General features: G+C 64.2%; 21 protein-coding genes and 1 other RNA gene. 1 reads left to right on the forward strand and 21 read right to left on the reverse strand.

All coding sequences use genetic code 11. The features are described from left to right. The 20 genes from DEA8626_RS20350 to ffs form a co-directional block, all read right to left on the reverse strand. A partial coding sequence (locus tag DEA8626_RS20350) for a GTP-binding protein (RefSeq protein ID WP_245890935.1) occupies nucleotides 1-127 on the reverse strand: 127 nt, incomplete at its 3' end. 40 nt (nucleotides 128-167) lie between these two features. Then, nucleotides 168-2,291, reverse strand: a complete 2,124-nt coding sequence (gene fusA, locus DEA8626_RS20355) for an elongation factor G (RefSeq protein WP_108855079.1) — start codon at nucleotides 2,289-2,291, stop codon at nucleotides 168-170. An 18-nt stretch (nucleotides 2,292-2,309) separates the two neighbouring features. Further along, nucleotides 2,310-2,780: a 30S ribosomal protein S7 gene (gene rpsG / locus DEA8626_RS20360; protein WP_108855080.1), complete on the reverse strand. Its 471-nt coding sequence runs from the start codon at nucleotides 2,778-2,780 to the stop codon at nucleotides 2,310-2,312. Nucleotides 2,781-2,792: 12 nt separating this feature from the next. Beyond that, nucleotides 2,793-3,164: a 30S ribosomal protein S12 gene (rpsL, locus tag DEA8626_RS20365; protein WP_108855081.1), complete on the reverse strand. Its 372-nt coding sequence runs from the start codon at nucleotides 3,162-3,164 to the stop codon at nucleotides 2,793-2,795. Between the two features lie 270 nt (nucleotides 3,165-3,434). Further along, complete coding sequence (locus tag DEA8626_RS20370) at nucleotides 3,435-4,133, reverse strand: phosphatase PAP2 family protein (protein WP_181366577.1); 699 nt, start codon at nucleotides 4,131-4,133, stop codon at nucleotides 3,435-3,437. Continuing rightward, nucleotides 4,120-5,553: an ArnT family glycosyltransferase gene (locus DEA8626_RS20375; protein ID WP_181366579.1), complete on the reverse strand. Its 1,434-nt coding sequence runs from the start codon at nucleotides 5,551-5,553 to the stop codon at nucleotides 4,120-4,122. The genes DEA8626_RS20370 and DEA8626_RS20375 overlap by 14 nt, the downstream gene beginning before the upstream one ends. Next, a complete protein-coding gene (locus tag DEA8626_RS20380) occupies nucleotides 5,546-5,851 on the reverse strand; it encodes a lipid-A-disaccharide synthase N-terminal domain-containing protein (protein ID WP_108855084.1) in 306 nt (101 codons plus the stop codon). Before DEA8626_RS20380 ends, DEA8626_RS20375 begins: the two co-directional genes overlap by 8 nt. Nucleotides 5,852-5,853: 2 nt before the next feature. After that, nucleotides 5,854-6,588: a glycosyltransferase family 2 protein gene (locus DEA8626_RS20385; RefSeq protein WP_108855085.1), complete on the reverse strand. Its 735-nt coding sequence runs from the start codon at nucleotides 6,586-6,588 to the stop codon at nucleotides 5,854-5,856. A gap of 89 nt (nucleotides 6,589-6,677) precedes the next feature. Further along, nucleotides 6,678-7,583 carry a DMT family transporter gene (locus DEA8626_RS20390; protein WP_245890955.1) on the reverse strand — a complete coding sequence of 302 codons (906 nt, stop codon included), beginning with the start codon at nucleotides 7,581-7,583 and terminating at the stop codon, nucleotides 6,678-6,680. Then, entirely contained in the window at nucleotides 7,580-8,407 is an 828-nt protein-coding gene (locus tag DEA8626_RS20395) for a glycosyltransferase (protein ID WP_108855086.1), read from the reverse strand. The genes DEA8626_RS20390 and DEA8626_RS20395 overlap by 4 nt, the downstream gene beginning before the upstream one ends. A gap of 152 nt (nucleotides 8,408-8,559) precedes the next feature. Then, on the reverse strand, nucleotides 8,560-12,813 hold the full coding sequence (gene rpoC, locus DEA8626_RS20400) for a DNA-directed RNA polymerase subunit beta' (RefSeq protein ID WP_108855087.1): 4,254 nt from the start codon (nucleotides 12,811-12,813) through the stop codon (nucleotides 8,560-8,562). Between the two features lie 48 nt (nucleotides 12,814-12,861). Then, nucleotides 12,862-16,995 (reverse strand): DNA-directed RNA polymerase subunit beta, encoded by a 4,134-nt coding sequence (rpoB, locus tag DEA8626_RS20405; RefSeq protein ID WP_108855088.1) that lies wholly within the window; start codon nucleotides 16,993-16,995, stop codon nucleotides 12,862-12,864. 253 nt (nucleotides 16,996-17,248) lie between these two features. Further along, entirely contained in the window at nucleotides 17,249-17,626 is a 378-nt protein-coding gene (rplL, locus tag DEA8626_RS20410) for a 50S ribosomal protein L7/L12 (RefSeq protein WP_108855089.1), read from the reverse strand. Nucleotides 17,627-17,692: 66 nt separating this feature from the next. Then, nucleotides 17,693-18,208 carry a 50S ribosomal protein L10 gene (gene rplJ / locus DEA8626_RS20415; RefSeq protein WP_108855090.1) on the reverse strand — a complete coding sequence of 172 codons (516 nt, stop codon included), beginning with the start codon at nucleotides 18,206-18,208 and terminating at the stop codon, nucleotides 17,693-17,695. 273 nt (nucleotides 18,209-18,481) lie between these two features. Beyond that, nucleotides 18,482-19,180 (reverse strand): 50S ribosomal protein L1, encoded by a 699-nt coding sequence (gene rplA, locus DEA8626_RS20420; protein ID WP_108855091.1) that lies wholly within the window; start codon nucleotides 19,178-19,180, stop codon nucleotides 18,482-18,484. Nucleotides 19,181-19,182: 2 nt separating this feature from the next. Next, nucleotides 19,183-19,635, reverse strand: a complete 453-nt coding sequence (gene rplK, locus DEA8626_RS20425) for a 50S ribosomal protein L11 (RefSeq protein ID WP_108855092.1) — start codon at nucleotides 19,633-19,635, stop codon at nucleotides 19,183-19,185. Between the two features lie 94 nt (nucleotides 19,636-19,729). Next, nucleotides 19,730-20,263, reverse strand: a complete 534-nt coding sequence (nusG, locus tag DEA8626_RS20430) for a transcription termination/antitermination protein NusG (protein ID WP_108855093.1) — start codon at nucleotides 20,261-20,263, stop codon at nucleotides 19,730-19,732. Between the two features lie 193 nt (nucleotides 20,264-20,456). After that, nucleotides 20,457-20,651: a preprotein translocase subunit SecE gene (gene secE, locus DEA8626_RS20435; RefSeq protein WP_108855094.1), complete on the reverse strand. Its 195-nt coding sequence runs from the start codon at nucleotides 20,649-20,651 to the stop codon at nucleotides 20,457-20,459. Between the two features lie 109 nt (nucleotides 20,652-20,760). Continuing rightward, nucleotides 20,761-21,810: a ribosome small subunit-dependent GTPase A gene (gene rsgA / locus DEA8626_RS20440; protein WP_108855095.1), complete on the reverse strand. Its 1,050-nt coding sequence runs from the start codon at nucleotides 21,808-21,810 to the stop codon at nucleotides 20,761-20,763. A gap of 159 nt (nucleotides 21,811-21,969) precedes the next feature. Next, an RNA gene (ffs, locus tag DEA8626_RS20445) (signal recognition particle sRNA small type) lies at nucleotides 21,970-22,066 on the reverse strand. Between the two features lie 150 nt (nucleotides 22,067-22,216). On the opposite strand from ffs, the gene DEA8626_RS21215 reads away from it, so the two are divergent. Continuing rightward, nucleotides 22,217-22,684, forward strand: a complete 468-nt coding sequence (locus DEA8626_RS21215) for a BrnA antitoxin family protein (protein WP_181366581.1) — start codon at nucleotides 22,217-22,219, stop codon at nucleotides 22,682-22,684. Between the two features lie 99 nt (nucleotides 22,685-22,783). Here DEA8626_RS21215 and DEA8626_RS20455 read toward each other — a convergent pair whose 3' ends face one another. Further along, nucleotides 22,784-23,155: an AEC family transporter gene (locus DEA8626_RS20455; protein ID WP_369021460.1), complete on the reverse strand. Its 372-nt coding sequence runs from the start codon at nucleotides 23,153-23,155 to the stop codon at nucleotides 22,784-22,786. Between the last annotated feature and the right edge of the window lie 49 nt (nucleotides 23,156-23,204).

The following is a 23,204-nucleotide window of genomic DNA, read 5'->3' on the forward strand; positions in this document are numbered from 1 at the left end:
CATAGGCCTTGAAGTCACCGTAATACTTCGTGATCGCAGCCGTCAGCGTCGTCTTGCCGTGGTCAACGTGGCCGATCGTGCCAACGTTCACATGCGGTTTCGTCCGTTCAAACTTTGCCTTTGCCATGATGGCCTCCTGTCAAGTTCGGGGTAAGGGCCGGTGGCCCTTACGCGTATTTCTTCTGAATCTCGTCCGAGATGTTCTGCGGCACGGCCTCGTAGTGGTCGAACTGCATCGTGAAGACGGCGCGGCCCGAAGACATCGAGCGCAGGTTGTTGATGTAGCCGAACATGTTGGCCAAGGGCACGAAGGCGTTGATCACGTTCGCGTTGCCGCGCGTGTCCTGGCCCTGAACCATGCCCCGGCGCGAGGTCAGATCGCCGATGATGCCGCCGGTATATTCTTCCGGCGTCACGACCTCGACCTTCATGATCGGTTCGAGAAGCTTCGCGCCGGCCTTCTTCATGCCTTCGCGCATCGCGGCGCGGGCGGCGATTTCGAAGGCGAGAACCGAGGAGTCGACGTCGTGGAACGCTCCGTCGATGAGCGCAACCTTGAAGTCGATGACCGGGAAGCCCGCGAGCGGACCGGAATCCATCACTGACTTGATGCCCTTCTCGACGCCGGGGATGTATTCCTTCGGAACTGCGCCGCCGACGATCTTGGATTCGAACGAGTAGCCCTCGCCCGGCTCGGTCGGAGCGATCACCAGCTTCACACGGGCGAACTGGCCCGTGCCGCCGGTCTGTTTCTTATGGGTGTAGTCGATCTCGGCCTCGCGCGAGATGGTCTCGCGGTAGGCCACTTGCGGCGCGCCGATATTCGCCTCGACCTTGAACTCCCGCTTCATGCGGTCGACGAGGATGTCCAGGTGAAGTTCGCCCATTCCCTTCATGATGGTCTGGCCAGACTCGAGGTCGGTCTCGACCCGGAAGGACGGGTCTTCGGCGGCCAGGCGCTGTAGGGCCAGGCCCATCTTCTCCTGGTCGGCTTTCGACTTCGGCTCGACGGCGATCTCGATCACCGGCTCCGGGAAGGTCATGGTTTCGAGAACCACCTGCTTGTTGGCATCCGACAGCGTGTCGCCGGTGGTGGTTTCCTTCAGACCGGCGAGCGCGATGATGTCGCCCGCGAAGGCTTCTTCGATTTCCTCGCGGTTGATCGCGTGCATCATCATCATCCGGCCGATGCGCTCGCGCTTGCCCTTCGTCGTGTTCATGATCTGATCGCCCTTCTTCAGGACGCCCGAATAGATCCGGGTGAAGGTCAGCGAGCCGACGAACGGATCGTTCATGATCTTGAATGCGAGCGCGGCGAAGGGCTGAGCGTCGTCGGCCGAACGGGCGATGTTCCGCTCTTCCGTTTCGTCGCCCGGCGCAAAGCCTATATAGGCCGGCACGTCGAGCGGCGACGGAAGGAAGTCGATAACCGCGTTGAGGAGCGGCTGGACGCCCTTGTTCTTGAACGCGGAACCGGCGGTGACCGGAACGAAGCTGAGCGACAGCGTGCCCTTGCGGATCAGCTTCCTGAGCGTCGCTTCGTCGGGCTCATTGCCTTCGAGATAGGCTTCCATCGCGTCATCGTCCTGCTCGACTGCAAGCTCGATGAGCGTATTCCGCCATTCCTCGGCGACGTCCTGAAGCTCGGCGCGGATCGGCTGACGCTTCCACGAGGCGCCGAGATCTTCGCCCTGCCAGACCCACTCTTCCATCTTGATCAGATCGACGATGCCTTCGAGCTTGTCCTCGGCGCCGATCGGCAGAGCAATCGGGGCCGGGGTCGCGCCAGTGCGGTCCTTGATCATCTTCACGCAGTTGAAGAAATCGGCGCCGATCTTGTCCATCTTGTTGACGAAGACGATACGCGGAACCTTGTAGCGGTCGGCCTGACGCCAGACGGTCTCGGTCTGCGGCTCGACGCCCGCGTTGGCGTCGAGAAGGCAGACGGCGCCGTCGAGAACGGCGAGCGAACGCTCCACTTCGATGGTGAAGTCGACGTGGCCCGGCGTGTCGATGATGTTGAAGCGGTACTTCGTGTCGGACGTGCCCTCGGCGGTCGGGTCCTCCTGGCGCTGCCAGAACGTGGTGGTCGCGGCCGAGGTGATCGTGATGCCACGCTCCTGTTCCTGCTCCATCCAGTCCATCGTCGCGGCGCCGTCATGGACTTCGCCGATCTTGTGGGACTTGCCGGTGTAGTAGAGGATCCGCTCGGTCGTCGTGGTCTTGCCCGCATCGATATGGGCCATGATCCCGAAGTTACGGTAGCGGTTGAGTTGATAGTCGCGTGCCATTTTGGGCCTTCCTTCCGCTTACCAGCGGTAGTGGCTGAACGCCTTGTTGGCGTCGGCCATCTTGTGAGTGTCTTCACGTTTCTTCACGGCGGTGCCACGCGAGTTGGCGGCATCGAGAAGCTCGCCGGCAAGGCGCTCTTCCATCGTGTTCTCGTTGCGGTTCTTGGCGGCAGTGATCAGCCAGCGGATCGCCAGCGCCTCACGGCGTTCGGGACGCACTTCGACCGGCACCTGATAGGTGGCTCCACCAACGCGGCGGGACCGCACTTCGAGCGAGGGCTTCACATTGTCGAGCGCCTCGTGGAAGGCCTCGATCGGAGCGCGCTTCAGCTTTTCCTCAACGCGTCCGAGCGCGTTGTAGACGATGCGTTCGGCAACCGATTTCTTGCCGTCGACCATCAGGTTATTCATGAACTTCGTCAGAACCCGGTCGCCATACTTGGCGTCGGGGAGAACTTCGCGCTTTTCGGCGGCGTGACGACGAGACATCTGGTGATCTCCTTATTTCGGGCGCTTCGCGCCGTATTTCGAGCGGCGCTGACGACGATCTTTGACACCCTGGGTATCGAGGACACCGCGCAGGATGTGGTAGCGGACGCCCGGAAGGTCCTTCACCCGGCCGCCGCGGATCAGGACGACGGAGTGTTCCTGAAGGTTGTGCTTTTCGCCGGGGATGTAGCTGATCACCTCGTAGCCGTTGGTGAGGCGCACCTTGGCGACCTTACGCATGGCCGAGTTCGGCTTTTTCGGCGTTGTGGTGTAGACGCGGGTGCAGACCCCGCGCTTCTGCGGGCAGGATTCCAGGTGCTGCGACTTGGACTTCTGCGGCTTCGCTTCCCGCGGCTTGCGGATCAGCTGTTGAATCGTCGGCATATATCTCGCCCTATTTTGCAGCCCGATCGACTATCGCCCGTCAGCGACGTTCCCGGGGGCTTTCGCTCATCTCATGTGCCTCGCGCGTCCGCAAAACACCAAAACCGCATTCGTCCCCTGCGCGGGGGCGACGCGGTGGAATTCCAGAGGATCGGGGCGACGCCGCCCGGATCATGACCACTTCAATTCTGATACCCGACCACGCGCCAAAAGCCCGCTGCCGAGTGGGCGCCGTATAGGGGGAGTCGCTGGGGTTGTCAACAAGGCTACCTACGGCGTTCGTGGTGTCAGGAGGAGCCGGTGCAGGACGAGCGCTATCGTCAGCACGAAGAGGACGGCGAAGACCGTGTCGGACAGGAAGTGCCGCCCGGTTGCGACCCTCAGCGCGATGCCCATCGCCGGTAACAGGATTGCGAGCCCAAGGTAGACGCGGAACGCGGCGGGCGGCAGGAAACCGCGAAGGGCCGGAGCGAGGACGAGAAGCGACAACAGAAGCGCCGTGGCCGCCGAGCCCTCGCCCGAGACGAACGAGCAGTTCGCCGCGCATTGATCGGCGGGCAGCCATGGTGGCGTGAACTCACGCGAGCCGCCGAACTCGGTTATGTCGGCTGGCCGCGCCCGACCCCAGAACCGCTTGAGAAGGCCATTCACGAGGAGGATCGGCCCGAGAAGATAGAGGAGAAACACGAACCCCGCCGTCCGCGCTTCGAAGCCGGGGATCGCTCGGCCGAAGGCGGCAAGCCCGAGTGCCCCGAGCGACAGGGCGAACATCGCGATCGAGAGGTTCCAGACGGTTTCGCGCAGGACATGCAGGGCGGGTACGGCGGCAAGCGTGAAACCCGCCCCTTCGGTGTGGAATAGCGCGGAGACTCTGAGGTCGAGCGTGGGCCAGAGCGCGAAAAGGAACAGCGACACGCCGTAGGCAAGCAAAAGTCGGCGCGTGGCCTTTCGGTGGTCAATCGGCGTCAAGAATGCAATTCCCCGGAACCGGATAGATCGCGATATGTCGGCCGTCATAGGCTCCGCCCCCGGTATCAAGAAGGCGCGATGGCGCAACCTCCTGTCCGTTGCAGACGGGCGCGCGGGCCGCCACGTACAGGACGCCCCCCGCGGCCTCGGGCAGCGGGAAGTTCTGTTCGTAGTAGCTGCGCGGCCGGCCTTTCGGCGGAAGCGCGTAGAACGCCACCGGCGCGCCCCGGCCGGTATGGAAGAGGTCAGCGAGGAGGTCGCGCCCCTCGGCCACGATGGCGGTTGCGCCGGTCGCCTCCGCCTCGGCCAGAATCTGGCGGCTGAGGTCGGCCCGCCCGAGATAGCGTGCCAGAAGCGGCCGCCCGTTCACTTCCGGCGCGGGCGCAGTGACCGTCAGCACCGGCAGGAGCGCCGCGATGGTGCCGTTGATGACGAGCGACAGGGCCAGGAGCCGTGGCGCGCGTTGCAGAAGGAGCGGCACGACGATAAGCGTGCCCGCGAAATAGGCCGCCACAGCCCAGTTGGCATAGGCCTTCGACATAAGCGCCTGAACGCAGACGATGGCAAGCGGCGGCACGGAGAACCAGACGAGTGGCTTCGCGCGGCCCGGCCGGACCCAAAACCAGAGAAGTGCCGCGAACATGACCGGGCCGAAGACCGCAAACTGGCTGAAGAAGAACTCCGCGAGCCCGGCGGGGTTCAGCCCCGACATCCAGGCCGCTCCGCGCACCCAGCCGACATTGTCCATGGTGTGTTCGACGGTGGTGAGGTCGTTGGCAATATTCCAAGCCACGTTGGGCAGGATGACGAGGGCGAAGACCGCCAGCATCGCGATCCAGTTGCGAAGCGTCAGGCGCGCGGAAGGGGCGAGCAGATGGGCCAGCGCCCCGCCAATCAGGAAGTAGGCGGCGGCGTATTTGGCAAGGAAAGCGAGCCCCAGGCAAAGACCGGCGAGCGCGGCATTGCGAAACTGTGCCTCGCCTGCCGCGCGGAAGAAGAAATAAAGCGCGCCCGCGAAGAACGGCGCCATGATCGTGTCGGTCGAGATCAGGATGCTCCCGAGCGTGGTCATCGGCAGCGTGGCATAGGCCAGCGCGACGAAGACCGCGGCCCGCGCGCTGAACAGCCGCGCCGCGAGCGCGGCGAGGATGAGCGCCGTTGCGCCGTGGAACAGCGAACCCGGTAGCCGCACCCAGAACGGCGCGTCGCTGCCCGCGAGTTCGGTCACCGCCCGGATCACCCAGGCGATGAGCGGCGGCTTGGAATAGTAGCCGAAATCGAGCCGCTGCCCCCAGAGCCAGTACTGGCTTTCATCGACGAAGAGATCCGTCCGGTCGAAGCCGAGCGCGACGATCCGCAGAACCGTCACCGCGCCGACGACGAGCGCCGCCTGCGGCAGCCACGCGGCGCGTTCAGGCATCGGTCTGGCCTTCGCGGTGGATAAGCCAGAGGTTGCGGCTGTAGATGAAAACGCCGAGCGACTGGCCCAGCACGAAGACTGGATCCGTCCGGTAGATCGCATAGGCCAGCAGAATGAATCCTCCCGCCAGCGAGAAGTACCAAAACGCGAGCGGCACGACGGATTTTCGGGCCCGTTCGGACGCAATCCACTGCACGAGGAAGCGGCCCGTGAACATGAGCTGGCCGAAAAGCCCGAAGGCGACCCACCAGAACTCCGTCCAGTTCTGGACGTGAAGAACCGCGAACAGTTTGTCCATGTTCAGCCCTGCCTTTCCGGCGTGTCGATCGGGCGGGCGCGTTTGCGCCGCCGGATCAGCCACATGACGCCGATCAGGTCCACCGCGCCGACGAGCCCGCGCTGGATGTTCGAATAGTTGGACCGCCCCGCCGCGCGAGGCCGATGGCCGACATCGACATGGGCGATCTGCCAGCCGTCGCGGGCGAAGAGCGCAGGCAGGTAGCGGTGCATATGGTTGAAGAACGGCAGGCGCAGGAAGGCGTCGCGGCGGAAGGCCTTCAACCCGCAGCCCGTGTCTCGCGTGCCGTCCCTCAGCGCCCAGGACCTCAGCCCATTGGCGAAGCGCGAGGCGAGCCGCTTGGACAAAGTGTCCCGCCGCCCGACGCGCTGCCCGGCGACGAGGCCGATCGCCTGCGATCCTTCCGCCAAAAGCGGCGTGAAGAGCTTCGGCAGTTCCTCGGGCGGATTCTGGCCGTCGGCGTCGAGCGTGCAGACGATGCGGCCCCGCGCGGCCAGGACGCCGCTATGGACGGCGGCGCTCTGCCCACCGGAACGGTCGTGACGCACGAGCCTGAGGTTCGAATAGGTCGCCGTTAGCCCGTTCACCACCTCGGCTGTCATATCCTCCGACCCGTCGTCGACCAGAATGATCTCGTGCTCGGCATGAGGCGTGCAGGCAGCTGCGATCGCCTCGATCAGGCCCGCGACGTTCTCCGCCTCATTCTTGGCGGGAATGACGATGGAGACAGTGACCATGAAGTGCCCGGTTCCGGTCTGCTTGGGGATGCGGCGCGTCCCGGCGTCGTACTGTACCGCCCCGGCTTTGTAAATGTCGCGGCGGAGCCTCAGCGAAGCCTGAGCGGCGCCTTGACCGGGGTAGCCACGATGCGGCCGCGCAGGCGCTCGCGGTAGAAGGTGTAGATGCCCGAGGCGACGATGATCGATGCCCCGGCAAGCGTCATCGGACCGGGCAGGTGACCGAAGGCGAGCCAGCCAAGCCCGACCGCAAAGATGAGCGCGGTGTATCGGAACGGCGCCACCGTCGCGATGTCGCCCACCCGCATCGCCATCACGACCGACAGGTATCCGACAATGAGGAACCCGCCTGCGGCGAGGATCAGCGCCGCCGAGACGGGCCGGACGGCGACCCAGCCCTCCAGCGGCGACAGCGCGGCGCCGGTCAGCGTAACCGACGCGGCGGCAAGGAACGCCACGGTGACGGAGGGCACCTCGCTCGACAACCGGCGCGTCGAAAGATCGCGCAGGATGACGAAACCGACCGAGGCGAGCGCGACCAGCGACCACGTGTCGAAGCCTTCGGTTCCCGGGCGCACGATCATCAAGACGCCGACGAAGCCCGTGCCGATCGCCGCCATCCGCCGCCAACCCACCGGCTCGGCCAGGACGAGCGCGGCGGTGAGCGTCACGGCGAGCGGCAGTGACTGCATGATCGCCGAGAGGTTGGCGAGCGGCATGTGGCGAAGCGCCGTCAGGAAGGTCAGCGTTGCAGCTACCTCGCCAAGCGTGCGCCATCCGAGCAGCCGCGCGTCGCCCCGCGCCATCCCAAGGTGCAGCCCGCCCCTCCGCTGCGCGATCAGCGCGAGCGCGATCAGCGTCACGAGCCCGCGAAGCGTTATCGTCTGATAGAGCGGCAGATCCGCCGTCACCGCCTTCATGCAGGTATCGTTCAACGTGAAGGCGGCCATGGCGAGGGTCATGTAGACCGCGCCGCGCGCCGTGTCGGAGCTCACTTCGCGGACTCGTGAAGCGCGCCGAGGCCGAGGGAGAACGCGTCAAGGTCGATGCCGAAGCGATTGGCGATCCAGTCGCGCGCGCGGCCGGATTCGATCGGCTCGGAGAGGTGGCGCTTGGCGACGCCGCTGTCGTTGAAGCCGTGCACGCCGCGCACATACATGACGCTGTCCTGAAGGCTGAGCACGCTCATCCGCCGGAAGAGCAGATGATGAGGATAGTCGAAGAGCGACCGGTCGTGGCCGGGCGGCATGTAGAGCGTCAGCGCGGGTGTCCAGAGATGCGCGGCGACGGTGTGCAAATCCGCTTTGCCGTCGATCCCGGTCAGAACGAAGCCCTTGCAATGATCCAGCGCCACGAGGGCGCGTTTCTCGTAGAGCGGCGCGAGGTATTCGCGAAAGTCGGACCGGACGCGTCGAACATAATCGAAAGCGACCGCGTCGTCGTCGTCGAGCCGGAATTCGGCAACGACATCGGCCTCGGGGTCCATCCGGGCGCGAAGCGCCGAGCTGCAGGCCACGCCATGCGGAAGCGGCGGTGCCTGAACAAGCTCCAATTGCGGGACGGGCGCGATCAGGTCGCAGAGGCGGGCGAGGAAGGGTTCTGGAAGGTCGTCGCTCGTGACGACGAGGAGCGTGAAATCGGGGTCGGACTGCGCCCGGACGGAGGGCAGCAGAACATGTTCGAACCAGTGGAACCGCACTGCGAGCCGGGCCGGATCGAATAGCGTCGCGCGGCGGTCGGCAAGCACGGCGGGCATCGTTTGGAAACCGTCGGTCACCAGCAGCGAGAAGCGGCAGACCCCAAGAACCCGAATCTTCACGACCGCCCTTTCAGACCGATGCCCGCGCCCTGCCCCGGCGCGCGGCCAGACTGCGAACGCGCCCCGCCGATGTCAATCGAGCGGAGACGAAAAGACCCCCCGGCACGGGCCGGAGGGTCTTGTGCTTGTGCCTTGGCGCTGGGCCGCGCGTGTCACTCGCGGCTTTCGTAGGTCTCTACCAGGCCGCTATCGGCTTCAATGTCGATGACGTCGTCCAGCACCTCTTCCGTAGGCGCGGTCAGCGCTGCCGCGGCCTCGGCCTCGGCGCGGCGCTGCTCGATCACCTTTTGATCGCGGTCGTGGGCGATCTTGCGCACGCGCATCGTTGCCCCGCCGGTTCCGGCGGGAATCAGGCGGCCGACGATGACATTCTCCTTTAGGCCGACGAGACGGTCGCGCTTGCCCTGAACCGATGCCTCGGTCAGGACGCGAGTCGTCTCCTGGAAGGAGGCCGCCGAAATGAACGACCGGGTCTGCAACGACGCCTTGGTGATGCCGAGCAGCACAGGTTCGCCCGTGGCGGGACTGCCGCCGCGCTGGGTGACCTTGTCGTTCTCTTCGTCGAACTCGGCCTTGTCGATATGCTCGCCCTTCAGAAGCGTCGTGTCCCCGCTGTCGAGGATTTCGATCTTCTGAAGCATCTGGCGAACGATCACCTCGATATGCTTGTCGTTGATCTTCACGCCCTGCAGCCTGTAGACGTCCTGCACCTCGTCGATGAGGTAGTCGGCCAAGGCCTCGATCCCCATGATGCGCAGGATGTCGTGCGGCGCCGGGTTGCCGTCCATGATGTAGTCGCCCTTCTGGACGTGATCACCTTCCTGGACCGGAATGTGTTTGCCCTTCGGCACCATGTATTCGACCGGCTGCAAGGTCTCGTCGATCGGCTCGATCGAGATCCGACGCTTGTTCTTGTAGTCCTTGCCGAAGCGGACATAGCCCTCGATCTCGGCGATGATGGCGTGATCCTTCGGACGACGGGCCTCGAACAGCTCCGCCACGCGGGGAAGACCCCCGGTGATGTCCTTGGTCTTGGCGCCTTCGCGCGGGATACGCGCCACGACGTCACCGGCCTTGATCTCCTGACCGTCCTCGACCGACAGGATCGCGTCGACCGACATGGGATAGCTGACCGGGTTGCCCTGATCGTTGCGCACAGGCTCGCCACTCGCCGGATCCATCACGATGATCTCGGGCTTCAGATCGCTGCCTTTGGGCGCGGTGCGCCAATCGGTCACGATCTTCTGGGTCATGCCCGTCGCCTCGTCGGTATCGTCGCGGATCGAGATCCCCGAGATGAGGTCGACGAACTTCGCAACACCCGCCTTCTCGGCGATGATCGGCAGAGTGTACGGGTCCCATTCGAACAGCTTGGCGCCGCGCTTGATCTTCTGGCCGTCCTTGACGTGGACCTTGGCGCCGTAGCTCAGCTTGTGGCTCGCCCGTTCCTGGCCGTTTTCGTCGATGATGGCGATCTGCATGTTCCGGCCCGTCACGATCTGCTCGCCCGAGGCGTTTTCAAGGAGCATCGGGTTGCGGAACTCGAGCTTGCCCTCTTGCGAGGCTTCGAGGAACGACTGCTGGCCACCCTGCGCGATGCCGCCGATGTGGAAGGTCCGCATCGTCAGCTGGGTGCCCGGCTCGCCAATCGACTGGGCGGCGATGATGCCCACCGCCTCGCCAATGTTGACGAGCGTGCCGCGCGCAAGGTCGCGGCCGTAGCACATGGCGCAGACGCCCTCCTCGGCCTCACACGTCAAGGCCGAGCGGATCCGGACCGCGGCGACACCGGCGACTTCGACCGCATCCGCCTTGCGCTCGTCAATGAGCTCGTTCTGGCGGACGATGATCTCGTCCGAGCCCGGCCTCAGGACGTCCTCGGCCGCGACGCGGCCCAGGATGCGCTCACTGAGCGGCGCGACGACCTCGCCGTCATTGACGGCGGCTGACGCCGTGATGGCGTGATCCGTGCCGCAATCCGGCATGCGGACGATGCAGTCCTGCGCAACGTCGACGAGGCGGCGGGTGAGATAGCCCGAGTTCGCCGTCTTGAGCGCGGTGTCGGCCAGGCCCTTGCGGGCGCCGTGGGTCGAGTTGAAGTACTCGAGCACGGTGAGGCCTTCCTTGAAGTTCGAGATGATCGGCGTCTCGATGATCTCGCCCGACGGCTTGGCCATGAGGCCGCGCATGCCGCCCAGCTGCTTCATCTGAGCAGGCGAACCCCGCGCACCGGAATGCGACATCATGTAGACGGAGTTCGGTTCCTTCTCAGCCCCGGCATCGTCTTTGCGCACAGCCGAGATTTCGCCCATCATCGCCTGCGCGACGGCGTCCGAGCACTTCGACCAGGCATCGACGACCTTGTTGTACTTCTCGCCCTGGGTGATCAGGCCGTCCATGTACTGCTGTTCGAACTCCTTCACCTGGTCGCGGACCTCGTTCACGATGTCCCACTTCTTCTCGGGGATCACCATGTCGTCCTTGCCGAACGAGATGCCGGCCTTGAAGGCCTCGCGGAAGCCAAGCCCCATGATCTGGTCACAGAAGATGACCGACTCCTTCTGGCCGCAGTAGCGGTAGACTGTGTCGATGACGTTTTGGACGTCCTTCTTCCGCAGGAGCCGGTTGACGAGCTCGAATGGCGCCTTGGCGTTCATGGGCAGAAGCACGCCCAGCCGCACCCGGCCCGGCGTCGTCTCGTAGCGCTTCCAGACCTCGTTGCCTTCTTCGTCGATCTGCTTGACCCGCGCGGTGATCTTGGCGTGCAGGTTCACCTCGCCCGCGTCGAGGGCGTGCTGCACCTCGTCGGGATCGGCGAAGACCATGCCTTCGCCCTTCATCCCCTCGCGCATCATCGAGACGTAGTAAAGGCCGAGGACCATGTCCTGCGACGGCACGATGATCGGCGAGCCGTTGGCCGGGCTTAGGACGTTGTTCGTCGACATCATCAGCACGCGCGCTTCGAGCTGGGCTTCCAGCGAAAGCGGCACGTGCACGGCCATCTGGTCGCCATCGAAGTCGGCGTTGAAGGCGGCGCAGACCAGCGGGTGAAGCTGGATCGCCTTGCCCTCGATCAGCACCGGCTCGAACGCCTGGATCCCGAGACGGTGCAGCGTCGGCGCCCGGTTCAGGAGAACCGGGTGCTCGCGGATCACCTCGTCGAGGATGTCCCAGACCTCCGGACGCTCCTTCTCGACGAGCTTCTTCGCCTGCTTGACGGTCGAGCTGAGACCCTTCGCCTCGAGCCGCGAATAGATGAACGGCTTGAAGAGTTCGAGCGCCATCTTCTTCGGCAGGCCGCACTGATGGAGCTTCAGTTCCGGGCCGGTCACGATGACCGAACGGCCCGAGAAATCCACGCGCTTGCCGAGGAGGTTCTGGCGGAACCGGCCCTGCTTGCCCTTCAGCATGTCGCTCAGCGACTTCAGCGGGCGCTTGTTGGCCCCGGTGATGACGCGGCCGCGGCGGCCGTTGTCGAAGAGCGCGTCGACGGATTCCTGCAGCATCCGCTTTTCGTTGCGGACGATGATGTCGGGCGCGCGAAGCTCGATCAGCCGCTTCAGGCGGTTGTTCCGGTTGATGACCCGGCGATAGAGGTCGTTGAGGTCCGAGGTCGCGAACCGGCCGCCATCGAGCGGAACCAGCGGACGCAGCTCCGGCGGGATGACCGGGATCACCGTCAGGACCATCCATTCCGGACGGTTGCCGGATTCGATGAAGTTCTCGACGATCTTCAGCCGCTTGATGATCTTCTTCGGCTTCAGTTCGCCCGTGGCTTCCTTCAGCTCCTCGCGAAGTTGCTCAGCTGTCGCTTCGAGGTCGATCGCCGACAGCATCTCGCGGATCGCCTCGGCGCCGATATTGGCGGTGAATGCGTCGGCGCCGTACTGGTCCTGCGCGTCGAGGTACTCTTCCTCGGTCAAAAGCTGGCCGTAGGACAGGTCGGTCAGGCCCGGCTCGATCACGACGTAGTTCTCGAAGTAGAGAATGCGCTCAAGGTCGCGCAGCGTCATATCGAGCATGAGGCCGATGCGCGAGGGGAGCGACTTCAGGAACCAGATATGCGCGACCGGGGCGGCGAGCTCGATATGGCCCATCCGCTCGCGCCGCACCTTCTGGAGCGTCACCTCGACACCGCACTTCTCGCAGACGACGCCGCGATACTTCATGCGCTTGTACTTGCCGCAAAGGCATTCGTAGTCCTTGATCGGCCCAAAGATACGGGCGCAGAACAGACCGTCCCGCTCCGGCTTGAACGTCCGGTAGTTGATCGTCTCGGGCTTTTTGATCTCCCCGTAAGACCACGACAGGATGCGCTCGGGCGAGGCGAGCGAGATCTTGATCTCGTCGAACTGCTTCGGCGCGGCCAGCGGGTTGAACGGGTTGTTCGTGAGTTCCTGGTTCATTTTGCGTCCTTCAGATCAGGGGATGGGAAAGTGGGGCGGTGGCCGCCCTCACTCTTCCTCCGCATCCAGGAGTTCCATGTTGAGGCCGAGGCCCCGCACTTCCTTGACGAGAACGTTGAACGATTCCGGTACGCCGGCCTCGAAATTGTCCTCGCCCTTGACGATGCTTTCGTAGACCTTCGTCCGGCCCGCCACGTCGTCGGACTTGACGGTCAGCATCTCTTGCAGGGTGTAGGCCGCGCCGTAGGCTTCGAGCGCCCAGACCTCCATTTCCCCGAAACGCTGGCCGCCGAACTGAGCCTTGCCGCCCAGGGGCTGCTGCGTAACGAGGCTGTAAGGCCCGGTCGAACGCGCGTGGATCTTGTCGTCCACGAGGTGGTGCAGCTTCAGGAGGTACTTGACGCCGACGGTGACCGGACGCGCGAACTGCTCGCCCGTGCGGCCGTCGTACAGCGACGATTGACCCGACTGATCGAAGCCTGCACGCAGCAGTGCGTCGTTGACGTCGGCCTCTTTCGCACCGTCGAAGACCGGCGTCGCGATCGGCACGCCGCTCTTCACGACTCCCGCACGTTCGACCAGCGTATCCTCGTCCATCTTGGCGAAGGCTTCGTCGTAGACCTCGTCGCCGTAGCCGTGCTTGAGCGCGTCGCGAACCGGCGTCAGGTCGCCCGTGCGGCGGTAATCCTGAAGCGCATCGTCGATCCGGAGGCCGAGACCGCGCGCGGCCCAGCCCATGTGCGTCTCGAGGATCTGGCCGACATTCATCCGCGATGGCACACCCAAGGGGTTCAGCACCATGTCAACGGGAGTGCCGTCACCTAGGAACGGCATATCCTCCATCGGCACGACTTTCGACACGACGCCCTTGTTGCCGTGACGTCCGGCCATCTTGTCGCCCGGCTGAAGCTTACGCTTCACCGCGACGAAGACCTTGACCATCTTCATCACGCCCGGAGGGAGATCGTCGCCGCGGCGGACCTTCTCGACCTTGTCCTCGAACCTATGCTCGAGCGCACGCTTCTGCGCTTCGAACTGGGCGTTCAGCGCCTCGACGTTCTGGGCGTCCTTCTCGTCGCCAAGCGCGAGCTGCCACCACTGGCCGCGGCTCAGGCTTTCCAGAAGTTCCTCGTCGATCTTGGCGTTCGGCTTGATGCCCTTCGGCCCCTTCACCGCGGTTTTGCCGAGGATCATGGACTTCAGGCGCGCGTAGATGTTGCGCTCGAGGATCGCCTGTTCGTCGTCGCGGTCACGCGCCAGACGCTCGACTTCCTCACGCTCGATCTGGAGCGCGCGTTCGTCCTTGTCGACGCCGTGGCGGTTGAAGACCCGCACTTCCACGACCGTGCCGAAGTCGCCCGGCGGCAGCCGGAGCGAAGTGTCGCGCACGTCGGACGCCTTCTCGCCGAAGATGGCGCGCAGAAGCTTCTCTTCCGGCGTCATCGGGCTTTCGCCCTTGGGCGTGATCTTACCGACGAGAATGTCGCCCGGCCCCACTTCGGCGCCGATATAGACGATGCCCGCCTCGTCAAGGTTGCGGAGCGCTTCCTCGCCGACGTTCGGGATGTCGCGGGTGATCTCCTCGGGTCCGAGCTTGGTGTCGCGGGCGGCGACCTCGTATTCCTCGATATGGATCGAGGTGAAGACGTCGTCGCGGACGATGCGCTCGGAGATCAGGATGGAGTCCTCGTAGTTGTAGCCGTTCCACGGCATGAAGGCGACGATGACGTTCTTCCCGAGCGCCAGTTCCCCCATGTCGGTCGAGGGTCCGTCGGCGATGACCTCGCCCTTGGTGACCTTGTCACCCACCTTCACCAGCGGGCGCTGGTTGATGCAGGTGTTCTGGTTCGAGCGCTGGAACTTGCGCAGACGGTAGATGTCGACGCCGGCGTCGCCGAGCTCCAGTTCCTCGGTCGCACGAACGACGATCCGGGTCGCGTCAACCTGGTCGATGACGCCGCCGCGCTTGGCCATGATTGCCGCGCCGGAATCGCGCGCCACGATGGTTTCGATGCCGGTGCCGACGTAAGGCGCGTCCGCCTGCAGAAGCGGCACGGCCTGACGCTGCATGTTCGAACCCATCAGGGCACGGTTCGCGTCGTCGTTCTCGAGGAACGGGATGAGCGAGGCCGCGACCGAGACAAGCTGCTTCGGGCTCACATCGATCAGGTCCACGACGTCAGGCGGGTTCAGCATGAATTCGCCCGACTGACGGGTCGAGACGAGATCGTTCTTGAACTTGCCCTTTTCGTCGAGCTGCGCGTTCGCCTGGGCGACCGTGTGGCGCATCTCTTCGGTCGCGGACATGTAGACCACGTCATCAGTGACCTGGCCTTCCTTCACGCGGCGATAGGGCGTCTCGATGAAGCCGTACTTGTTGACGCGCGCGAAGGTCGCGAGCGAGTTGATGAGACCGATGTTCGGGCCTTCCGGCGTCTCGATCGGGCACATCCGGCCATAATGAGTCGGGTGCACGTCGCGAACCTCGAAACCCGCGCGTTCGCGCGTGAGACCGCCCGGCCCGAGCGCCGAGAGGCGGCGCTTGTGCGTCACCTCGGAGAGCGGGTTGGTCTGGTCCATGAACTGGCTGAGCTGCGAGGAGCCGAAGAACTCGCGCACCGCGGCCGCCGCCGGCTTGGCGTTGATCAGGTCCTGCGGCATCACCGTGTCGATCTCGACCGAGGACATGCGTTCCTTGATGGCGCGCTCCATGCGGAGCAGGCCAACGCGGTACTGGTTTTCCATCAGCTCGCCCACCGAGCGCACACGGCGGTTGCCAAGGTGGTCGATGTCGTCGATCTCGCCCTTGCCGTCGCGCAGTTCCACCAGCGCCTTGATGCAGGCGATGATGTCCTCGCGGTCGAGCGTCCGCTGGGTGTCCGGCTTATCGAGGTCAAGCCGCATGTTCATCTTCACCCGGCCGACGGCCGAGAGATCATAGCGCTCCTTGTCGAAGAAGAGCGTATCGAAGAGCGCCGAGGCGGCCTCGACGGTGGGCGGCTCGCCCGGGCGCATGACGCGGTAGATGTCCATGAGCGCCGTGTCGCGGCTCCAGTTCTTGTCCGCCGCCATTGTGTTGCGGATGTAGGGGCCGACATTGACGTTGTCGATGTCCAGAACCGGGATCCCGGTGATCCCGTTGTCCATCAGCATCTTCACGGTGCCGCCGGTCAGTTCCCCGTCCTTGTCGTAGTCGAGCGTCAGTTCGTCGCCCGCCTCGACATAGATCGCGCCGGTTTCCTCGTTGATGATGTCCTTGGCGACGAAGCGGCCGGCGACATGGTCGAACGGCAGCAGAAGCTCGGTGACTTCGCCTTCGTCGAGCCACTTCTTGACCATCCGCGGCGTGACCTTGTCGCCCGCCTTGCAGATCACCTCGCCCGACTTGGCGTCGACGAGGTCATAGCTTGGCCGCGTGCCGCGCACGCGCTCGGCGAAGAACTTGGTCACCCAGCCCTTGTTCTTCTTCAGCTTGAAGTCGACCGTGTTGTAGTAGGCATCCATGATGCCTTCCTGATCGAGGCCGAGCGCATAGAGCAGCGTCGTCACCGGCAGCTTCCGGCGGCGGTCGATACGCGAGAAGACTGTGTCCTTCGCGTCGAACTCAAAGTCGAGCCAGGAGCCGCGATAGGGAATGATGCGGCAGGCGAACAGAAGCTTGCCCGAAGCATGCGTCTTGCCCTTGTCATGGTCGAAGAACACGCCGGGCGAGCGGTGCATCTGGCTGACGATCACCCGCTCGGTGCCATTCACGATGAAGGTGCCGTTGGGTGTCATCAGGGGCATGTCGCCCATGTAGACGTCCTGCTCCTTGATGTCCTTGACGGACTTCGCGCCGGTATCCTCGTCGACATCGAACACGATGAGACGCAGCGTCACCTTCAGAGGAGCGGCGTATGTCATGTCGCGGCTCTGGCACTCCTCGACATCGTATTTCGGCTTCTCGAGTTCGTACTTCACGAATTCGAGGATTGCGTTCTCGTTGAAGTCCTTGATCGGGAAGACCGACTGGAAAACGCCCTGAATACCATCTCCGTCGGCGGGTTTGTCGCCGTCGCCGGACTTCAGGAACAGGTCGTATGAGGATTTCTGAACCTCGATGAGGTTCGGCATCTCGAGGACTTCACGGATTTTGCCGAAGTATCTGCGGATACGCTTCTGGCCAACGTACGTTTGCGCCATGCTCGTCGTCACCTTTCGTCTCGCGGGGGCGTGCCGTCGGGGCCCGGCACGCGCCGCATGCGAATGAAGGGGGTCGGTTCAATTCATGCCTCCCGTCCCACCGGGAGGCTCCCGAACCGTCAACCGCGCCTTGGAAGGGGCACCTTGGCCGCCGGGGGCCCGGATGCCCCTTCCAAGACAGGTTCGGCTGGGCCCGGGATCGACCCCGGCCCAGCCATCTTCAGGGGTGGGAGCGCCGAAGCACTCCGCCCGATTACTTGAGCTCGACCTTGGCGCCAGCCTCTTCGAGCTTCTTCTTGATCTCTTCGGCTTCGGCCTTCGGCGCGGCTTCCTTCACCTTGCCACCGGCTTCCACGAGATCCTTGGCTTCCTTCAGGCCGAGACCGGTGATCGCGCGCACTTCCTTGATCACGTTGATCTTCTGGGCGCCCGCCTCGACGAGAACAACGTCGAATTCGGTCTTTTCCTCGGCCGCGGCAGCTTCGCCGCCAGCAGCCGGACCGGCCATCATCACCGCGCCGCCGGCGGCGGGCTCGATGCCGTATTCGTCCTTCAGGATGGTTTTCAGTTCTTGGGCCTCGAGCAGCGTGAGGTTCACGATCTCTTCGGCGAGTTTCTTCAGATCAGCCATTTCTCTGTTCCGTTCCTAGGTATGTGTTCCAACGACGGGTTTCACCCCACGAAGGTACGAAGTTGCTCACGCGGCTTCCCGCTCTTCCAGAGTGGAAAGAATGCCCGCGATGTTCGAAGCAGGTGCGCCAATGGCCCCGGCGATGTTCGAAGCGGGGGCGCCGATGCAGCCCGCGATGGAAGCGATGAGCTCCTCACGCGACGGCAGGGCGGCCACGGCTTTGACACCGGCCTGGTCCAAGACTGTCTCGCCCATGGCACCGCCGAGGACCACGAATTTCTCGTTGGCCTTGGCGTATTTGTCCGCGACCTTGGCCGCAGCCACAGGATCTTCGGAATAGGCGAGAACGGTCATGCCCGTCAGAAGATTGCCGATGCTTGCGCAGGGCTTTCCCTCAAGGGCGATCTTGGCGAGCCTGTTCTTGGCGACGCGGACGGACCCGCCTGCGGAACGCATTTCCGCGCGCAGGTCCTGCATCTGAGCAACTGTCATGCCTTCGTAGTGGGCAACCACCACGACGCCAGAGCTTTCGAAGATCTGGCCGAGTTCCTCGACCACTTTCTCTTTCTGGGCTCTATCCACAGTTTCACTCCAAGTATGGGGGTTTCCCCCCGGCTCACTTCTGCCCCCGGATCGTCTCGGGGGCGTTCGGGTCCGTGATGGTCCCGAGGCCAGGATCGCCCGAGGTCGGACCCCGGAAACTCCAGTCTCGTTCCCCATCTCAGGAAGGAATTACAGGGATCTCTCCCAACCCTCCGTCTCGGACAGGACGGGGCGTCTCCGCCCCGCCATTTCCCGGACATGCGCCCGGAAAATTCTGTTTCCGCAATGCGGGCTCAGGCCCACCTTGCGTTGTCAGTGCGCGTTAGCCGAGGCGAGATCGACGCTGACGCCCGGCCCCATCGTGGACGACAGCGACACCTTCTTCATGTAGGTGCCCTTGGCGCCCGTCGGCCTGGCCTTCGAAACTGCGTCGATGAAGGCGCGGACATTTTCCGCAAGCTTCGCCTCATCGAACGATACCTTGCCGATACCCGCGTGGATCACGCCGGCCTTCTCGGCCCTGAACTGGACCTCTCCGCCCTTCGCAGCCTTGACCGCGTCGGTGACGTCCATCGTCACCGTGCCGACCTTGGGGTTCGGCATCAGGTTCCGCGGCCCGAGAATCTTGCCCAGACGGCCGACGATCGGCATCATGTCAGGCGTCGCGATGCAGCGGTCGAACTCGATCTTGCCGGTCTGGACGATCTCCATCAGGTCCTCGGCGCCGACGATATCGGCCCCGGCTTCCTTGGCCTCATCAGCCTTTGCGCCGCGGGCGAAGACCGCCACGCGCACTGTCTTGCCGGTGCCGTTCGGCAGCGTCACGACGCCGCGGACCATCTGGTCGGCATGGCGCGGATCGACACCGAGATTCATCGCGATTTCCACCGTCTCGTCGAACTTGGCGGTTGCCGATCCCTTGATCAGCTTGACGGCGTCCTCGACCGAGAGGTTAGACTTACCTTCGAATGCGGCCTTCGCCGCGGCTGTGCGTTTACCGAGCTTGGCCATGACTACCCCTTCACCTCAATGCCGATCGAACGGGCGGAGCCGAGGATGATCTGCATCGCGGCCTCGACGTCGTTCGCTGACAGGTCCGGCATCTTGGCTTCGGCGATCTGGCGCACCTGCGCCACGGTCACGTAGCCCGCCGTCTCACGACCCGGCTTTTCCGAACCTTTCGGACGGTTGCGCTTGCCCACCGGCTTCAGGCCGGCGGCCTTCTTCAGGTAGAAGGACGCGGGCGGCGTCTTGGTCTCGAAGCTGAAGGACTTGTCGGCATAGTAGGTGATGACGACGGGCACCGGGGCGCCCTGCTCCATCTCCTGGGTTTTCGCGTTGAAGGCCTTGCAGAATTCCATGATGTTGATACCGCGCTGCCCCAGCGCCGGACCAACGGGGGGCGAGGGATTGGCCTGCCCCGCCTTGATTTGCAGCTTGAGGCTGCCAATTACTTTCTTGGCCATCTGGCCTCTCCTTTGTCACTTGCACCTGAAGGGCGCAGTTTAGTGGTCCGGTCCCCCCGGATCAGATCCGGGGTCGCCTCCCACGGCTCACACGTCAGGCTACTTTCTGCACCTGCGTGAATTCCAACTCGACCGGCGTCGGCCGGCCAAAGATCGAGACCGTCACCTTCAAGCGGCTCGAATCTTCATCCACTTCCTCGACCATGCCCGAGAACCCGTCGAACGGCCCGTCGGTCACCTTCACCTGCTCGCCCACCTCGAAGCGGATCAGATTGCGCGGTGCGGCCTCGCCTTCCTCGACGCGGTTCAGGATCTGGTTCACCTCGTCGTCGCGCATAGGCATTGGCTTGCCCTGCGGGCCGAGAAAACCCGTCACGCGGTTGATCGAGTTGATCAGGTGATAGCCCCGGTCCGTCATGTCCATGTGCACGAGCACGTAGCCCGGCATGAAACGGCGCTCGGACGTCACCTTCTTGCCGCGACGGATCTCGAGAACCTCTTCGGTCGGCACGAGAACCTCGTCGATCTCGTCATCGAGACCCTTCTCGGCCACGGCATGCTTGATCTGCTCGGCAACTTTCTTCTCGAAGTTCGAGAGAACGCTCACCGAATACCACCGCTTCGCCATCTGCCTCCGACCTCGTTCGACCGGCGCCGTTCCGCCGGATTATTTCGCATTTCCAATGGGTTGCCCCAAGCTCTCCCGAACAAAAAACAGCGCGCATACCGAATCGTTGCGCGCCGGTGCCGGGAAAGTGCGCTCCAGTTACAAAGCTTTGACCACAATTACAAGGCCGAACGGCCGGACTCAGGTGGGTGGATCAGCCCGCCACGCCGATGATTGTCGTCAGCCCGAACCGGATCACCATGTCGACAAGGAAAAAGAAGACCGAAGTCAGAGCCGCCATGATGAAGACCATGATCGTGGTCGTGACCACTTCCTTGCGGTTCGGCCAGTGGACCTTCGCGGTCTCGGAACGGACCTGCTGGAGGAACTGCAGGGGATTTGTGGCCATCTCAGTCTCGCTTCGCCTCGTGCTGCAACGGATGCGACATACGCCCCCCGGGCAGCGAATTCAAGCCCGCAGGCCACAGGCGGTGGATGCGGGGAAGACGCTCCGCGCCTCAGCGCCCGCGTCGCGCGTCCTTCGCCTTCTTGGCCGACTTGTGGAGCCGTCCGGTCGCCTTCGCCCGGCGCCGCAGCTCGGCCTGCGACGCCGTGTGCAGCGCGTCCTCTGCCCTGAGCTTCTTCCAGCGTTCCAGACGCGCGGCATCGATGCGCCCCTCCCCAATCGCCGCCTGCACGGCGCAGTCCGGCTCCGGCCCGTGCGTGCAGTCGGCGAAGCGGCAGTCGGAGGCGAGCTCGGCAATCTCGGAAAAGGTCTCGTCGATCCCCTCGGCCATGTCGGTCAGCCGAAGCTCCCGCATCCCCGGCGTGTCAATCAGCCAGCCACCGCCCGAAATCGCGTGCATCTCACGCGCGGTCGTCGTGTGGCGTCCCCTCATGTCGTCCTCGCGCACCGCGCCGGTCTCGAGGTCGAGTCCCGTGAGCGCGGAGGCGAGCGTCGACTTGCCCACACCCGACATGCCGAGAAAGGCGACCGTCTGGCCCGGGCCGCACCACGGGCGAAGCGCCTCCGCCGCGCCGGGTGCCTTGGCGTTCAGCGCGACCGCCGGCACCGCCGGCCCGATGGCGCGCAGTCGGTCGAGAAAGCTGTCCGGGTCGTCGGCATGGTCGATTTTCGTCAGGACGAAAACGGGCGGAATGCCCCCCGCATGGGCGAGCGCGAGGTAGCGCTCCAGCCGTGCTTCGTTGAATTCCTCGGTGCAAGAAGTGGTTATGAACACCGCATCGACATTGGCGACGATAAGCTGTTCGCGCGAGGGGTCGCCCGCGGCTCGGCGGAAGATGCGCGACTTGCGGTCGAGGAGCCGCTCCAGCCGCTCGGTTTCGGGGTCCATGAGAACCCAGTCGCCGACCGCGATGTCGCCGGCCGAAAGAGCGCCGGGCAGCGCGATCTGCGCGGTCCCCTTTTCGCTCAGAATGGAAACGCGGTCGCGGTGAACACCGCTCACGCGGGCGGGCGTGAAGCGGACGAGCTCGTCCTCGTCGAGCTGGCGCAGGAAGTCCGACGACCATCCGAGATCGCCGAGCGTAACATGGTTCGGGGTCAAGTTTCTGCCCTCTTGTCAAACCGATAACATTGCCCGGCGGTCAGCGCCGCGAGCGGGTGATGTCGGGATGGGCGGGGCAGACCTGAACTCTCAGACGGCCCCGGCCCGGAGGAAAACAAGCTCTGCCATGTTCTTCTCCTTCGCGGCTCGGGGGTCGAGGGTGAGAGGCTGGACAACGACCCAAGCGGGGCTCGTTACGGCTGCTTCCTTCCGGACCTGACCGGGTTGGCGAGGCGCTCGCCCGCGCCAACCTCTCGCACCCGGATATAAGCCCTGCGACACGGATTCGCAAGGCGGCGGGACGTCGGCAACGCGTCGGCAAAACGTATGGCAGAGCCGCACTGCGCGTTCGGGCGCGGTTTACCCCGATCGGCGAGGATTCAGCCATCCGCAGAGGAGCCCGCCGATGACCAACCGCCCCGCACCGCCCGCCCGCTTCACCCAGACCCGCTCCGCCCGGATGGCCCGCGCCCGGCTTGCCCGCCATCTTCAGGGCTTCGACGACGACATGAAGCTCTGGTGGCGGGTGCAGGCGCTGGTCCCCGAGGCCTGGGCGACGGTCGAGGAGGACATCGACTGCGAGGAGGAGAAGGTGAAGGTCACGCTGAGGCTCGACGCGAGCGTGGCGAAGCTCTTCCGCGCGATGGGCAAGGGCTACCAGGCGCGCATCAACCACATCCTCGCGACCTATGCCCGGATGCGGATGGGCGAGATCGACCGGCAAGCGCGCAACATGCAGGAGGTGATGGCGGATTACGGTGTCGTCCAGTCCGACGAGGCGCGGCAGACCTATCTCGCGGTGCGGGATGTCGCGGACCTCTTCGACGCCGAGACCCGCGCGATGATGGACGCTGCCTTCGGGGTGAAGGGGTGAGGGGGTGGCAGCTCTGCGGGACGGAGCGGACGTTTGGCGCCTCACGCCGAATTGCCGGTTCTGACTCTTCGCCCCACTTGAAAGGTCGTGTGGCATCGGTCAAAAAGGCCTTGGTTCAGCCGATCGCTGCCTTCTATTTACGCACAAGTCATGCGAAAAAAAGGTGACGATCAGATCGAATCTGGCGCGCTGCACGCTCGTTTTGTCGTAGAGCCGACACTCACGTGCACCCTCTATGTTTGCGAACTTGTCCCATAGTGCTTCCTTCCATTCCAAAGAAGGGATCGCACCATCAAACCCTGGGATCAAACACCTAGGCGACACAACCGAGCCGAAGATCAACGCAGGCAAACCGATCTTTACCTTGAAACCGCTGATTGCGCGGACGCTGTCGCTGGCGATGTAGCCGGTATTGACGCAGGCGAACCCCAGCCCCATCACAAGATAGATCGGCAAGGTAGTGATGAACACGTTTGTCAATGCTTGTTTCCGATCATTGCGTTAAACGCGATCGTGGTCG

Origin of the sequence: Defluviimonas aquaemixtae (assembly GCF_900302475.1) — a bacterium.
Taxonomy (GTDB): Bacteria; Pseudomonadota; Alphaproteobacteria; order Rhodobacterales; family Rhodobacteraceae; genus Albidovulum; species Albidovulum aquaemixtae.